Origin of the sequence: Flavobacterium sp. N3904 (genome assembly GCF_025947305.1) — a bacterium.
Classification (GTDB): Bacteria; Bacteroidota; Bacteroidia; order Flavobacteriales; family Flavobacteriaceae; genus Flavobacterium.
Map to the genome: position 1 here is coordinate 3,061,377 of NZ_CP110009.1, position 15,858 is coordinate 3,077,234.

General features: G+C 31.8%; 8 protein-coding genes. 5 read left to right on the forward strand and 3 right to left on the reverse strand.

All coding sequences use genetic code 11. The features are described 5' to 3' along the window. Positions 1-18 precede the first annotated feature (18 nt). The 5 genes from OLM57_RS12945 to OLM57_RS12965 all read left to right on the forward strand — a co-directional run bounded on the left by OLM57_RS12945 (position 19) and on the right by OLM57_RS12965 (position 10,988). A complete protein-coding gene (locus tag OLM57_RS12945) occupies positions 19-2,484 on the forward strand; it encodes a leucine-rich repeat domain-containing protein (RefSeq protein ID WP_264564111.1) in 2,466 nt (821 codons plus the stop codon). A gap of 198 nt (positions 2,485-2,682) precedes the next feature. Beyond that, a complete protein-coding gene (locus OLM57_RS12950) occupies positions 2,683-7,020 on the forward strand; it encodes a gliding motility-associated C-terminal domain-containing protein (RefSeq protein ID WP_264564112.1) in 4,338 nt (1,445 codons plus the stop codon). Positions 7,021-7,043: 23 nt separating this feature from the next. After that, positions 7,044-7,979 (forward strand): type IX secretion system membrane protein PorP/SprF, encoded by a 936-nt coding sequence (locus OLM57_RS12955; RefSeq protein ID WP_264564113.1) that lies wholly within the window; start codon positions 7,044-7,046, stop codon positions 7,977-7,979. Positions 7,980-7,989: 10 nt separating this feature from the next. Then, positions 7,990-10,242 carry an OmpA family protein gene (locus OLM57_RS12960; RefSeq protein ID WP_264564114.1) on the forward strand — a complete coding sequence of 751 codons (2,253 nt, stop codon included), beginning with the start codon at positions 7,990-7,992 and terminating at the stop codon, positions 10,240-10,242. Between the two features lie 188 nt (positions 10,243-10,430). Continuing rightward, positions 10,431-10,988 carry a fasciclin domain-containing protein gene (locus OLM57_RS12965; RefSeq protein WP_264564115.1) on the forward strand — a complete coding sequence of 186 codons (558 nt, stop codon included), beginning with the start codon at positions 10,431-10,433 and terminating at the stop codon, positions 10,986-10,988. 81 nt (positions 10,989-11,069) lie between these two features. Here OLM57_RS12965 and pheT read toward each other — a convergent pair whose 3' ends face one another. From pheT to OLM57_RS12980, 3 genes are all read right to left on the reverse strand, one after another. Continuing rightward, entirely contained in the window at positions 11,070-13,490 is a 2,421-nt protein-coding gene (gene pheT / locus OLM57_RS12970) for a phenylalanine--tRNA ligase subunit beta (RefSeq protein WP_264564116.1), read from the reverse strand. 136 nt (positions 13,491-13,626) lie between these two features. Further along, the gene (locus tag OLM57_RS12975; protein ID WP_264564117.1) at positions 13,627-14,490 is read right to left on the reverse strand and encodes a bestrophin family protein; all 864 of its coding nucleotides are present in this window, start codon (positions 14,488-14,490) and stop codon (positions 13,627-13,629) included. A gap of 27 nt (positions 14,491-14,517) precedes the next feature. Then, a complete protein-coding gene (locus OLM57_RS12980) occupies positions 14,518-15,828 on the reverse strand; it encodes a TolC family protein (protein ID WP_264564118.1) in 1,311 nt (436 codons plus the stop codon). Between the last annotated feature and the right edge of the window lie 30 nt (positions 15,829-15,858).

The window sequence follows — 15,858 nt, forward strand, 5'->3', positions numbered from 1 at the left end:
CAGTTCAAATTCTATTTTATGAAGAAATATTACTTTTTGTTTTTTGTGCTACTGTTGATGATTAAAGTTAATGGACAAATTATTGAGTTTAAGAGTTTAAATTTTAAGGCCCGATTATTAATTGCTAATACAGATAATGAGATTGCAAAAGATTTTTCAGGCAATTATATTAAAATAGATGAAAATAATGATTCAGAAATACAAGTAGATGAAGCTTTAAAAATAAGTGCTCTAGATTTATCTTCTTCCTATCTTGTTGATATGTATGGTATTGAGTATTTTACCAATTTAAAAAGTTTAATATGTTGGAATACTCAAATAACTAGTTTGAATATAAGTTCTTTGAAAGAATTAACATATTTAGATTGTTCTAGAAATTTTATTGAAAGCTTAGACGTTAGTCCTCTTAAAAATTTGGAAACCTTGGTTTGTGCACAAGGCATACTAAATTCTGTAAATGTTTCAGGATTAGATAAACTTCATCATTTACATCTAGATTACAATTTATTAAGTGATTTAAATCTATCGGGACTTTTAAGTTTAAAGCATATTCAATGTCAAAATAATAAATTAAAAAAATTAGACCTAACAGGTTTAACAAAATTAGAAGATTTAATTTGCAATGATAACCAGATTGAGAGTTTTACCAATCTTACAGACTGTGTTAGCCTATATAGAATGTGGGTACATAATAATTTATTAATGGATGTTAATCTTTCAAAATGTACAAAATTGTTTGAGTTATGGGCTGATAATAATAAACTAAAGACTATTAATTTGACAGGGTTGTTAAATATTAAAAATGCTAGTCTAGGAAATAATGAATTAGTTTCAATGGAATTAATAGGAACTACTAATATTGATTTTATACGATTGTCTGACAATAATTTAAGCTTTATAGATTTGTCTGGTTTTGTAAATATGACTGGAATTGAATGCCGAGGTAATAATAATCTTGTTTCAATTTTTGCCAAAAATGGGAGAGATGAATATTTAGATATTATAAATTGCCCAAATCTAAAATATATTTGTAACGATGATATACAAAATTCTCAACTTGAAAGATATTTAGCATACAATAATTATACGAATATAGCTGTGAATTCTTATTGCACATTTGAACCTGGAGGTGTTTTTTATAACATTCAAGGAAAAAGTACTTTTGATAGCAATAGTAATGGCTATGATATTAATGATGCTAAATTTTCAAGTTTGAATCTTGAGATAACAAACGGTGTTCAAAAAGGTAATGTTATATCTAATATATCAGGAAATTATGACATTCCAGTTGGACAAGGCACTCATACTATCACTCCAATTATAGAAAATCCAACTTATTTTACTGTTTCACCAGCATCAGTAAGTATTACTTTTCCAACTGCAGTAAGTCCATTTACTCAAAATTTTTGTGTTACTCCAAATGGCTCACATCAAGATTTAGAAGTTACTATTTTGCCTCTTGTTCCGGCTAGGCCAGGCTTTGATGCAACTTATAAAATTATATTTAAAAATAAAGGAAATCAACTAAAATCCGGAACTGTTACTCTCGATTTTAATGATGGTGTTTTAGATTATGTTTCATCAACTCCTGCTATTACAAGTCAAACGGTTAATAAATTGGTTTGGAATTATGTTGATTTGCAGCCTTTTGAATCAAGAGAAATTACTTTTAAATTAAACGTCAATTCACCAATGGAAACGCCACCAGTTAATATAGACGATCGTCTGAGTTTTAATGCATTGGTAACTCCACTAATAGATGATGAAAAACCTGTGGATAATTCTTTTGCTTTGCGCCAAAAAGTCGTAGGTTCTTACGATCCAAATGACAAAACCTGTATAGAAGGTCCTGTTATTACGCCAAGTTTAATTGGAGAATACGTGCATTATTTAATCCGTTTTGAAAATACTGGAACTTATCCAGCACAAAATATTGTTGTAAAAGATATGATTGACTTGTCAAAATTTGATATTTCAACTTTGGTTCCAACAAGTTCAAGTCATTCGTACATCACTAAAATCTCAGATGGAAACAAAGTGGAGTTTATTTTTGAAAATATCAATCTTCCTTTTGACAATGCCAATAATGACGGTTTTATTGCTTTCAAAATAAAAACTTTGCCAACACTTGTTGTTGGTGATTCTTTTGAAAATGAAGCGAATATTTATTTTGATTATAATTTTCCGATTTTGACAAATAAAGCAACATCTACTTTTAAAACTTTAGGAACACAAGATTTTGAGTTTTCAAAATACGTTAGTGTTTATCCAATTCCTGCTACAACTGTTTTGAATATTTCAGCAAAAAGCACTATCGAAATTCAATCCATTGCTATTTATGATGTTTTAGGTCAACTAGTACTTGTAATTCCTAACGCGGAAAAAACTACTTCAGTTGATATCTCAATTTTAAGAACAGGGAATTATTTTATAAAAATAAAATCAGATAAGGGGAGTTCGAGCTTGAAATTTATTAAAGATTAAATTTAATAGATTTAATTTTAGTAAAAATGGAAAAATCAGAGAAAAAAAATCTTAGATTTTTTGAATAATAGGAAGCCCCGCAAATTGTGGAGCTTTTTTTTGTTTAATTAAAAAAATCATTTTTTATGTAAAAACATGTTAATGTAAGGTTAACTTAATAAAAAAAGGTTATTTTTGGATAAAAATCAATAAAAATATATGGTTTCAAAACTATTTTTCCCTATAAAAATTAGGACCTATACATTTTTTTATGCTTTATCACTTTTATTTTGTTGCAACATAATTAATGCACAATGTGGAGGTACAGATAATGCACTTACTGTTTGTGATATTGCAAATCCATTAAGTAAAACAGTAGATCTTAACCCTTTATTAGGTACTTATACTGCTGGCGGAACATGGAATGATGATGATAAATCGGGTGGACTGAATAAAAATTCAGGTATTCTTAATGCTCAACAAATTAAAAAAAGTGGTACTTATCATTATACTTATACCGTACTTGGAGTTTCGGGCTGTATTGATAATAATGCTGTTATAACCGTTACTATTGGCGGTTATACTGGTGTCCCCGCCCCAAATGCCTCTATTTGTAGTAGTGAAACTGCTTTTAATTTGTTTCAGGTTTTTGATGGAAATTCACTTGCACCCCAAATTGGAGGAGTTTGGCATGATGATGATAATTCTGGAGGATTATCCAATAATATTTTAAATGCCTCTGTTCCTGTCGCCGATGATACCTATTCCTATACATATACAATAGATGCAATTGGATCATGTCCTGCACCTCCACCTTCTACTATTTTTGTTTCTATTTACCGTTCACCAGAAGCTGGAACATCAACTAATCTGTTAATATGTTCAGATCAATTAAGTTCCTATACCAATTTTGATTTAAATACAAAATTAAGTGGTGCTGATTCTGGAGGGACTTGGACAGAATCTGGAACTTCAGAAATAAGTGACGATACGGATTCAACTATTGATATACAAAATATTTATAATACCAAAGGTGCAGGTACTTATAGGTTTACCTATACTGTGGCGTCAAATAATACTGTTTGCATCAATCAATCTTCTAGTGTTGATATTATAATAAAAAAACAACTTGATTTTACAGGAACAACTTTAGCTGTTTACTCAGATATTTGTGAAAATGAAATTGCTACTGCCAGGTATATTGCCGTTCTGACACAAAGTAATCAAGTTATTCCAGACGGAATTTACGTTATTACTTATGCAATTTCGGGTGTTAGTATACCATTAATTGCTGTCCGAAGTTTTACTAATGGTACATCGTCGTTTCCAATACCTTCGAGCAATTTTCAACAAGTTAAAAATTATACGATAAGTATTTTAAATATAACGGAAAATCTTAGTTTTGGTATCTGTACTAATACGATTGGAACCATTGAAGATGTCCTCCACATTTTTCCAATTCCAAAAATAGACAATGCTACTCTTACAATTGCTCCTGTTTGTCAAACTTTCGGAGCATTAGTTGAATTTTCCGGAATTTCAAATCTTGCGGATGGGAATTATGATATTACATATAACATAAATGGTAGTAATACAGCAACGGCAATTCCAGCTGTTCTTACTATTACAGGAGGACTAGGTTCATTTACTATTCCAAAAACTTTGATTTCAAATATTGGTGTAAACTCAATTATAATTACCAAAATAACCAACACTATAACTGGTTGTTCCAATGTATCAACACTTACAAAATTTTTTACAGTTAATCCATTACCAGACATTACTAAAATGGTAGTTGGTATAAATGATGTATGTCAAGGTCTTCCAACCAATGTCAATTTATCTGGATTGGGCACTTTGACTTCAATTTCTATCGATTACACAATTTCAGGAGTAAACACAGTAGCTTCCCAGACTATTCCTTTAGCAGTAACTGCTGGTAGAACAAGTTTTTTTATACCAGCGTCAAATATTCCAAATGTGGGTGTGACCACTTTTACAATTACGAATGTTACCAATACTTTAACGGGATGCTCTGTTGCAACTTTAAATAATAAAAACTTTACTGTAAATGCAATTCCGGTTACTCCTATAGCTACTGATCAAAAATTTTGTAGTTCTGATAATGCGACAGTTGCTGATTTGATCCCTCAAGGAAATCAATATCAATGGTTTGATTCGCTACCAAGTACAGTTCCATTATTAAACTCAACATCATTGGTTTCTGGGAATTATTATGTTAAAGAAGTTAATACACTAACGGGATGTGAATCTGGTTTAAAAATGATTGATGTAATTATTAATACTACACCTCAGATTAACAGCGCTACTTTAAAAATAGATCCAATTTGTCAAACTTTTGGAGCATTAGTAGAATTTTCCGGGACATCAAATCTTACTGATGGGAATTATGACATTCTTTATAATTTAACTGGAAGTAATACAGGAACTGCAATTCCTGCTGTTCTAAGTGTTACAGGAGGATTAGGCTCTTTTAGCATTCCTTCAGCTTTGATTCCTAATCCGGGTTTAAATAGCATTACAATTACCAAAATAACCAATTCTATAACCGGTTGCACCAATTCATCAACGCTTTCAAAGAGTTTTACAGTAAATCCATTGCCTAATATTACAAATTTGGCTGTTGCTATAAATGATGTATGCCAAGGCTTTCCAACTAATGTTAATTTAACCGGACTGGGTACTTTGACATCTATCACTATTGATTATACAATTTCAGGAGTAAACACAGTTGGTTCTCAGGATATTCCTTTAACAGTGGTTGCGGGCGGAACCAGTTTTGTTATACCTGCAACTGATATTCCCAATGTAGGTTTGACCACTTTCACCATTACGAATGTTACTAATGCCTTAACGGGTTGTTCGATATCTACTATAAATAATAAAAGTTTTACTGTAAATACTATTCCGGCTACTCCTTTAGCTTCTGATCAAAAATTTTGTAGCTCTGATAATGCGACAGTTGCTGATTTAATTCCTCAAGGAAATCAATATGAATGGTTTGATTCGCTTGCAAGTACAGTTCCATTATTAAATTCAACACCATTGGTTTCTGGAAATTATTATGTTAAAGAAGTAAATACACTAACAGGCTGCGAATCTAGTTTGAAATCTATAGTTGTTCAAATAAATACCACGCCTCAAATTAATAATGCAACATTGACCATTGCACCAATTTGCCAAGGTTTTAATGCTGTAGTTAATTTTTCGGGGACTTCCAATCTTGCAGATGGGAATTATAATATTCTTTACAATCTAAGTGGCAGTAATGTTGCAACAGCTGTACCGGCAACCTTGACAGTAACAAGCGGTTTGGCCTCGTTTACTATTGCGGCTAATTTAATCGAAAATGCAGGAAATACAACAATTGCCATTATCAATATTACAAACACATCAACAAATTGTACAAATACATCAACGTTATCAAAAGTCTTTGTTGTAAATGCTTTACCAGATATTTCCAATATGGTTGTGACAATAAAAGATGGATGTTTGGGGCAACCTATAAATGTTCAGCTTTCGGGATTAGGAACATTAACAAATATAACATTGACATATTCAGTATCTGGATCAAATACAATAAGTTCACAGATAATTCCTTTGGTTGTAAGTAATGGAAACACTAGTTTTTTGATTCCAGCATCCAACCTTGGTAATATAGGGATGAATACATTGGTGATTACAGATTTGACAAATACTGGAAATAGTTGTTCTACTACCATAACTTCAGTTTCTAAGAATTTTTCAATTAATCCAATTCCTAGTAATCCAACGGCAAACAATCAAGAGTTCTGCGAAACAGATTTAGCAACTGTTGCTAATTTATTACCAAACGGAAATCAATACAAATGGTTTGATTCTGCAACTAGCAACACACCATTATCTTCTGGTACACTTTTGGTGTCTGCCGATTATTTTGTAAAAGAAATAAATTTGACTACTGGTTGTGAATCTGGAGCAACACAAATAAGTGTAGTTATAAATGTAGTTCAAGCGCCAGTTTTAAAACCAAATGGACAAGAATTTTGCGGAGCAGACAAACCAACAATTCAAAGTTTGTCAAACAACACCAATTCAAATGGAAATTTAGTTTGGTACAATGCAGCTTCCAACGGGACTTTACTTGCCAATACTGATTTATTGATTGAAGGGGCTACTTATTACGGTTTCGATTTTAACACAATTACAAATTGTTATTCCAATCCTTTACCAGTCACCGTTTCACTTACCGATTGTACCGCAACACCGGATAATTTTATTATTCCTAGTGGATTTTCTCCGAATGATGACGGCGTTAATGACACTTTCCAAATTGTAAATATCGAATTTTTATATCCAAACTATACATTGGAAATTTTTAACAGATATGGGAATGTTTTATTCAAAGGGAATATTAGTAAACCAGCTTGGGATGGGAAAAATTCTAATTCAAACTTTATAGATGGTAATGCACCATCAGGCGTCTATTTTTATATTATCAATTATAATAAAGATAAATTGCGACCAAAGCAAGGAAGCCTTTATTTAAACCGATAATTTATTACTTAAAATATATTCAAATGAAGAAATTATTATTTCTTGTGTTTTTTTTCCTTTCGATACTAAAGGTTGTTGGACAACAAGATCCATTATATACGCAATACATGTATAACATGAGTGTTGTAAACCCTGCATACGCAACTGCTACACCATCAGTTTTAAATCTGGGGACTTTGTACCGGACACAATGGGTTGGAGTGGAGGGAGCTCCAAAAACATTTACCCTTTTTGCACATACTCCAATAAATGACAAACTGGAAACTGGTTTTTCATTAATTTCAGATGATATCGGTGATGGCGCCAAAAAAGAAACTAATTTTTATGCGGATATCGCTTATATTGTTCAATTAAATGAAACGCAAAAACTTTCTTTTGGTGTTAAAGCTGGAATAACTTCTTTGAATACCAATTTTAATGGTTTTGTTTTAAATAGCGGAGACGCAACAACCGATAAAGCATTTGCAGAAAACGTAAACAAAACATTGCCAAATCTCGGTGTAGGAGCCTATTATTTTACCGATAATTATTATGTTGGATTTTCTGCTCCAAATTTACTTTCAGCCGAGCATATAAAAGAGAGGTCTGAGATAAGTTCGCTGGGGATTCAAAATATTCACTCTTTTTTGACTGGAGGTTATGTTTTTAATATCAATGATGCTTTCAAATTCAAACCTGCAGTTATGGCGATTTTTGTAAAAGGAGCTCCCGTTTCATTAGATTTTACTGCAAACGTTTTGTACAATGATAAGTTTGAATTGGGCGTTGCCTATCGAGTTGATGATTCTGTAAATATTTTAATGAATATCAATGTATTGCCAAATTTCAGAGTGGGTTATTCGTATGATTATACCCTTTCAAATTTGAGTCAGTTCAGTTCAGGATCTCATGAATTTGTTTTATTGTATAATTTAGATTTCTTAGGAAAAGGATATGATAAATCACCAAGGTTCTTCTAAAAAAGTAAATATGAAAAGAATATTCTTAATCCTAATCGTATTTTCGATACAGTTTATATACAGTCAGCAACAACAAGATTTGCAGCGAGCCAATCGCTTGTATGACAAAACATATTATAGTGCAGCCATTCCTTTGTATGAAAAAATAAGTGCAACAAATCAAAGCGTTGAAGTCATTCGAAAACTTGGAAATTGCTATTATTTCACTAGTGATTATGAGAACGCTCAGGGGCAATATCATCTATTAATGTCAAAATCGGGAGTAAATCTTACTGAACAAGATTATTTTAGATATTCCGAAACACTTAAAGCAACAGGAAAATATGCCGAAGCAAATAACGTAATGCGTAATTATCTTGTTGCTTCAAATAATAAAGAAGCTGTTGAAAAATTGGATAAGGGTATCAATACTTTAAATAATGTCTCTGCAATTGGAAATCGATTTGAAATAAAAAATCTGTCAATTAATACCATAAATTCTGAATTTGGAGCTGTAGTTTTGGGAGATAATTTAGTTTTTGCGGCTGTTAAAAAGAAGCCCAATTTATTCGATAAAACCTATAAATGGAACAATGAAACTTATCTGAATTTAGTTTCTATTCCGATAAAAAATGTCAATGAAAGCGATTCTATTGTCAACTATTTTTCGAAAGAATTAAAATCTCCAATGCACGAATCCAATGCTATTTTTACTAAAGATGGTAAGACAATGTATTTTACCAGAAACAATTCAAACGACGGAAGAAGAGAAAAAAATACTGATAAAGTTTCGACTATTCAAATCTTCAAAGCTGAATTTGTTGATAATAAATGGACAAATATTAAAGCGCTACCTTTTAATAGCCCCAATTATTCGGTTGAACATCCTGCTTTAAGTCCAGATGAGCAAACATTGTATTTTGCTTCGGATATGCCGGGGACATTGGGTTCATTTGATATTTTTAGTGTTACAATAAATGGAAATACTTATGGAACACCAGTAAATTTAGGAAATACAATTAATACAACGCAGAGAGAACAATTTCCTTTTGTTTCCAATGATAACAAATTGTATTTTTCATCGAATGGGCATGAGGGCTACGGATCTTTGGATGTTTTTGTATCCGATATTCAAAATAATTCATATTCTGAAGCTTCGAATGTTGGACTTCCTGTAAATTCTGGTTATGATGATTTTGCCTTTTATATGAATCCAGATTCGAAAGAGGGTTATTTTTCTTCAAATAGGCCAGGAGGAAAGGGCAATGACGATATTTATTCGCTAAAAGAAATAAAACCATTACTGATAGAAAATTGTAAACAATATATTGCTGGAATTGTAACAGATACTGATACGCAGCTAGCATTAGAAAATGCAATTGTTATTCTAAAAAATGCATCTAATCAAGAAGTTGAAAAAGCAATCACTGCAACAGATGGAAAATTTGCTTTTACCGCTGGATGCGAAACAAATTATTCAGTATTTGTAACCAGAGAAAATTATACCGAGAATTCAAGGAATTTAAAAATTTCCAGTGAAAGATATAAATCCAATGATGCTTCAATGGACATTCGATCAATAGAAGCCATAAAAAAAGGGGAACAAATCGCTTTGGAACAAAAGAAAGCAGCCGATTTAATTCTTGCTCAGCAATTGAAAGCTGCAGAATTGTTAGCTCTTCAACAAAAGAAAACTGCCGACGCTATTGCGCTAAAAGAGAAAAAAGCAGCCGATGCCATTGCTAAAAAGAATAATGCAATTGAGCTTGAAGAAAAAAGACTGGCCGATTTAGCAGCACTTCAACAGCTTAAAAAAGAAAAAATTACTGCTGACCAAAAGCGAAAAGAATTGGATGCCATCCAGAAAAAACAAAAAATGGATGCTATTGTTGCTGCAGAAAAAGATGTTGTAAAACAAAAAGATCGATTAATTATAAAAACCGATCCCATCTATTTTGATTATAATATGTGGTACATTCGAAAAGAATCAAAAACTATTTTGAATCGAGTTGTCGAATTGATGAAAAAATACCCAGAGATGGTTGTTGAAATTGGTTCACACACCGATAATCGTGGAAATGCCAAATTTAATTTAGATCTTTCTCAAAAACGTGCCGATGCTACGAGAACGTATATTATAGAACAAGGAATCGTTAAAAGCAGAATTTTCGGAAAAGGATATGGAGAAAGCGTTCCAATTGTAAAATGCATTCCAGAAAATTCATGCGATGAAGAGCAACATGAATTGAATCGAAGAAGTGAATTTGTGATTAAAAATTTATAGTGTAAAAATTTAAATTCTAAAAGTCCCAATCCTTTATTGAATTGGGACTTTTTTTGGGAATAAAAATATAGGTTTAAATAAATTTATTTTTAATGTATTGATAATTAATAAAATATTTTTATTTTTTTAAAACCAAAATCGAGTTTCTATCGTAAATGCTTTTATAAATAACTTATAAAACAGATTTTATGAAAACTAGAAAAATTTTATCGATTGCATTATTTGCATTAGTGTTTGGAGCTACTTCTTTTGCTCAAAAAAGTGTTATGGTTGGTGGAGCTGAAATGTATCCTACCAAAAATATTATTCAAAATGCTATGAACTCCAAAGAGCATACAACATTAGTGGCAGCAGTAAAAGCCGCAGGATTAGTTGAAACTTTAGAAAGCACAGGTCCATTCACCGTTTTTGCCCCAACAAATGAAGCTTTTGATAAATTGCCTAAAGGAACAGTAGACACATTATTGAAACCAGAGAATTTAAAAATGCTGCAAAGTATTCTTACTTACCATGTTGTTGCAGGAAAAATGAGTTCAGCTGATTTGCAAAAAGCGATTAAGGCAGGAAACGGAAAAGCGATGTTAAAAACTGTAAATGGAGGAATGTTAACTATTTCTATGAAAGGGAAACAGCTAATTCTTACCGATGAAAACGGTGGAAATTCTATGGTAACTATTGCAGATGTTTTTCAATCAAATGGAGTTATTTTTGTTATAGATGCGGTTTTGATGCCAAAGCAAAAATAATTTATTAGTAACCTACGATTATAAAAAAATCCTAATTCAATCTGAATTAGGATTTTTTTTGTTTTTAAAGAACAGGATTATTTATCTTAAACTTGCTCCAAGTTCCGTTTCAAAATTATTTTTCAATTTGCTCATGATTGAATCTATTTGGGTGTCCTCCAAAGTTTTTGTGAGATCCTGAATGATAAAGCTCAATGCGTATGATTTTTTTCCCTCGGGTAAATTTTTCCCTTCGTATACGTCAAACAAATTAATGTCTTTTAATAAAGATTTTTCTGTTTGTCTTGCGATCTTGTAAATACTGTCATACGTAACATTTTGATCTATCAATAATGCTAAATCTCTGCGAACTTCAGGGTATTTGGGAATGTCAGTATATTTAATTTTGCTTGACATTAATTTTAAAACGGTTGCCCAATTGAAATCAGCATAGAAAACGTCTTGTTTGATTCCAAAATGCTTCAATATAGATTTTTTCACCAATCCAAATTCTACAATAGTTTCACTTCCCAATGCAAAAGCAATTCCTTCAGAAAAAATATCTGAATTTACAGCAGCACTTTTAGTTTTAGAAATTCCAAGTCGAGATATTATACTTTCTACGTATCCTTTAAACAAAAAGAAATCAGAAGGTTTTTGAGCATTTGTCCAATTTTCTTGGTTTCTGTTTCCAGTTTGAAAAAGAGTTAGATGCTTTATTTCTTCATAACCAGCAAGGAATTTGTGGTATGATTTTCCGAATTCAAAAAGTTTTAAATCCGAATTTTTTCTGTTTATGTTATACGATATAGCTTCCAATCCAGAGAACAATAACGATTGGCGCATGGAGGCCAAATCACTGCTTAATGGGTTCAACATGGTTACATTGTGCTCTTCTTTCAATATTTGGGAAAGTTGAACATACGAAGCTGTGGTCAATGAATTGGCCATCATCTCGTTAAAACCTAACGAATTTAGTTGTGTCGCAATACTATTTTGTACTTTATAATCTTCGTTTCTGGGTGAATTTGAAACGGTTGCATTCAATTTTTTTGAAAATATAATATTGTTATAACCGTACACTCTCAAAATTTCTTCGATTACATCAATTTCTCTTTGTACATCTACTCTATACGCAGGAATCGTCAAACCCAATCCGGCATCCGAAACGCTGTTTATTTTAATTTCTAAAGAAGCCAAAATTTGTTTGATTGTATCTTTTGGTAATTCTTCACCAATAATTCTTGCTACATTTTTAAAATTTAAAAATACAGGAAAGTCTTCTATCTTTTTTTGGTAAATATCAATGATGTCAGATGTTATTTCGCCTCCTGCAACTTCAATAATTAATAAAGCAGCTCTTTTTAATGCATATTCTGTAATAGTTGGGTCAATTCCTCTTTCGAATCTAAAAGAAGCGTCTGTATTAAGTTGGTGTCTTTTGGCCGATTTACGAATACTTACGGGATTAAAATAGGCACTTTCCAGAAAAATGGCATTTGTAGTTTCTGAAACTCCAGATTTTAAACCTCCAAATACTCCTGCAATACACATAGGACCTTTTTCGTCACAAATCATTAAATCTTCTTCGTGCAGCGTTCTTTCTATATCATCTAAAGTCTTGAATTTTGTTCCGGATGGAAGTGTCTGTACGCTTATTTTTCCACTTATTTTTCCTGCATCAAAAGCATGTAGCGGTTGTCCCAAATCATGCAGAACATAATTGGTCACGTCAACAATATTGTTCTTTGGATTAATTCCAATGGCTTTCAATCGGTTTTTTAACCAATCTGGAGATTCCTTTACTGTAATTCCAGAAATAGTAACGCCGCAATATCTTGGAGCAAGATGAATGTCTTTTACGTCGACATCAATTTTTAATGTTCTTTTGTCAACTCTGAAATTACTTACTGACGGTGTTATTAATTCTACATTAATTCCAGTCTGTATCAATCCAGCCCTTAAATCACGTGCGGTTCCAAGATGACTCATGGCATCAGCACGATTTGGGGTTAATCCTATTTCAAAAACTTCGTCATTTTCTATTTTAAAAACAGTAGATGCTAAAGTTCCTGCAGGAATCGTTTCGTCAAGAACCATAATTCCGTCATGGTTTTCACCAAGACCCAATTCATCTTCTGCACAAATCATTCCATGACTTTCCTGTCCTCTAATTTTTCCTTTTTTTATGGTGAAGGAGTTTCCGTCTTTATCGTATAAAATAGTTCCGATAGTTGCAACAGGAACTTTTTGACCTGAAGCTACATTGCTGGCTCCGCAAACAATTTGCAATGGAATTCCATCTCCAAGATCAACTGTTGTAATTTTTAAACGATCGGCATCTGGATGTGGTATGCAAGTAAGAACATGTCCTACTACAATACCTTCCAAACCACCTTTTACCGATTGGTATTTTTCGACTACTTCTACTTCAAGTCCCAAATCCGTAAGCAATGCCGAAGTTTCATCGGATTTCCAGTCTATTTTAATGAACTGTTTTAACCAGTTGTATGATATTTTCATTTAATGATGTTTTTTACAAAATTACTTCGTCCGTTCGCCCTACCGGCTCGGGTGCAAATATAATCAATGTTTCTTGAGGTTCAAAGTTAGTGAGTGCCAAAAATCAATTCTATTGTAACAAATTTTGCTGCACTTTTTAAATCAATTCCTCTACATGTTTTTTGATGTTTTCGGCAATTTTCTTTGTTGGCAAATCATTATCGTCATAACCAAAAGGATCTTCAATTTCTTCGGAAATTAATTCGATGCTTGCTAATACAAAAAAAATAAAAGTGACTACCGGAATTACATAATACCCCAAAGTAAAAGAATATGGAAAGGGTAGTGTTAAAACAAAAATAAATATAAATTTTTTGATAAAAATACTGTAAGAATAGGGGATTGGTGTGTTTTTAATCCTCTCGCAAGCACCGCAAATATCAGTAAAAGATTGAATTTCATTGTTTAAAATAATCAATTGGTCTCCCGAAATTTTATGTATGACATACAAATCATTTATCTTTTGAAATAACATTTTAGCGATTTGATTTGGTCTGTGTTTGTGATTATCCAGAGCTAAATCTACATGATCAAATAATTGCATACTCGTTTCTTCGTCTTTCAAATGTTTGTTTAGCATCGAAGCATAACTTGGAATTAATTTTCTAAAATATGCTAAATCCTTTTCATCTTTCAATATGACAGAAAGTTTAATGGCTAGATTTCGACTATTATTGACCAAAGCTCCCCATAATTTTCTCCCTTCCCACCAACGGTCATAAGCCGAATTAATGCGATAGGCCAAAAGCAATGAGATAACAAAACCCAATGTGATATGAATTACAAAAAGGTTTTTAACATGACTGGTTTCGTCTAGTTTGAAATAATCCAACTCTAAATAAGCAATCGCACCCGAATATAATCCAACGAAGAGTAAAATTGGCGAAAATTCTTTAATTGATTTCGATTGGTGTAAACTAAAGATGTAAGTGAACCAAATTTTTGGATTGTACGATATCATTCTGTTTTTTTTTTGAAGTCGAAAAAATTAAAAATTAAGATTACCCGCTAATTCTCTTAATGTTATTTCAGATAATTTTGCCTGAAATTGGGCGTTACTTAATCGTATTTTGGCGTTGATGTAATTTAATTGAGCGGCTCTAAACTCAACCGAAGTTATAGTCCCAATTCTGAATTTTTCAGCAGTTATTTGAAGATTCTGTTTTGAAATATCAACATTATTAATTTCTAAATCTATTAAACTTAAATTGATTGTATACGTTTGAAATGCGATTGTCAATTCCGAGTTTAAAATGGTTTTTTGTTGCTCTATTGCCAAAGTGGAATTGTCGACTTGCATGGATGCAATTTTTTCATTTCTATTTTGGGCATTTCCATCAAATAAATTTAAGGAAGCCGTAAAACCATAATTTAAGCCTCTTGCCGATGACTGGGTTGTAAAACCAAGACTTGAATTAGTATCATTAAAATTGTATCCTGTATTTAATTTAATTGTTGGATATCGTTCCCCTTTTACTTGCTTCAATTGCAATTCTGATACTTTTTTATTGATGATTTGTATTTCTAATTCTGGATTTTGCTTTTCTGCTAATGCCATTAGTTCGTCAAACTGCAGTTTACGGTCTACATTTATTACTTGAGAAACTTTAAAATCTGCTTTTAAATTTCTTGCTAATAGCTGATTCAGTAGGGTTTTGGTATTCGAATAGGTTTGTTTTTGTTTTAATAAATTACCAAGGTCGGTATTCAAATCTACTTGAGCATTCAACATATCCAATTTTGATCCTTTTCCTATGGTATACCTGTTTTTGGTGAATTCTAATCTTTTTTGAGAAATAACAATGGTTGAATCCAAATCGGTTAGTTGTTGTTGCTGTTGCACCAAATCATAATAGACCGAATTAACATTGCTTATTTTGTTGATAATGGTCAATTTTAATTGCGCATCACCCATTTTTTGCAATTCTTTTAATTGATCGTATTTTGCAAACATTTTTAAACCGTCAAAAATGGTCCAGTCCAATCCAACACCATAGTTTAGATTATTGTTTTCTGCATTTTTTAAATTAATTTCTGTACCATCCGACCTTGTTTGGTTCGTGTTTTGAATACTATTATTATCTGTAACCAATGCACTTATTGATGGTAACATTCCTGCATTACCAATAGCTACATTGGCTTGATCAATTTTTAAATTATTAGCAGCAATTTTTATTTCAAAATTATTCTCTAATGCTATTTTTACAGCATTTTCGAGAGTCAAGATTTCTTGTGCATTTCCTATTGCAAAGCAAAAGAAAAACAAAAAGAGACTTTTAAAAAACAGTTTTGTATTCATGTTATTTTTTTAAGGTAGATGCTAAGTCAC

Coding starts and splice junctions, on each gene's coding strand:
- OLM57_RS12945 (WP_264564111.1), top strand. CDS start 19: ATGAAGAAATATTACTTTTTGTTTTTTGTGCTACTGTTGATGATTAAA.
- OLM57_RS12950 (WP_264564112.1), top strand. CDS start 2,683: ATGGTTTCAAAACTATTTTTCCCTATAAAAATTAGGACCTATACATTT.
- OLM57_RS12955 (WP_264564113.1), top strand. CDS start 7,044: ATGAAGAAATTATTATTTCTTGTGTTTTTTTTCCTTTCGATACTAAAG.
- OLM57_RS12960 (WP_264564114.1), top strand. CDS start 7,990: ATGAAAAGAATATTCTTAATCCTAATCGTATTTTCGATACAGTTTATA.
- OLM57_RS12965 (WP_264564115.1), top strand. CDS start 10,431: ATGAAAACTAGAAAAATTTTATCGATTGCATTATTTGCATTAGTGTTT.
- pheT (WP_264564116.1), bottom strand. CDS start 13,490: ATGAAAATATCATACAACTGGTTAAAACAGTTCATTAAAATAGACTGG.
- OLM57_RS12975 (WP_264564117.1), bottom strand. CDS start 14,490: ATGATATCGTACAATCCAAAAATTTGGTTCACTTACATCTTTAGTTTA.
- OLM57_RS12980 (WP_264564118.1), bottom strand. CDS start 15,828: ATGAATACAAAACTGTTTTTTAAAAGTCTCTTTTTGTTTTTCTTTTGC.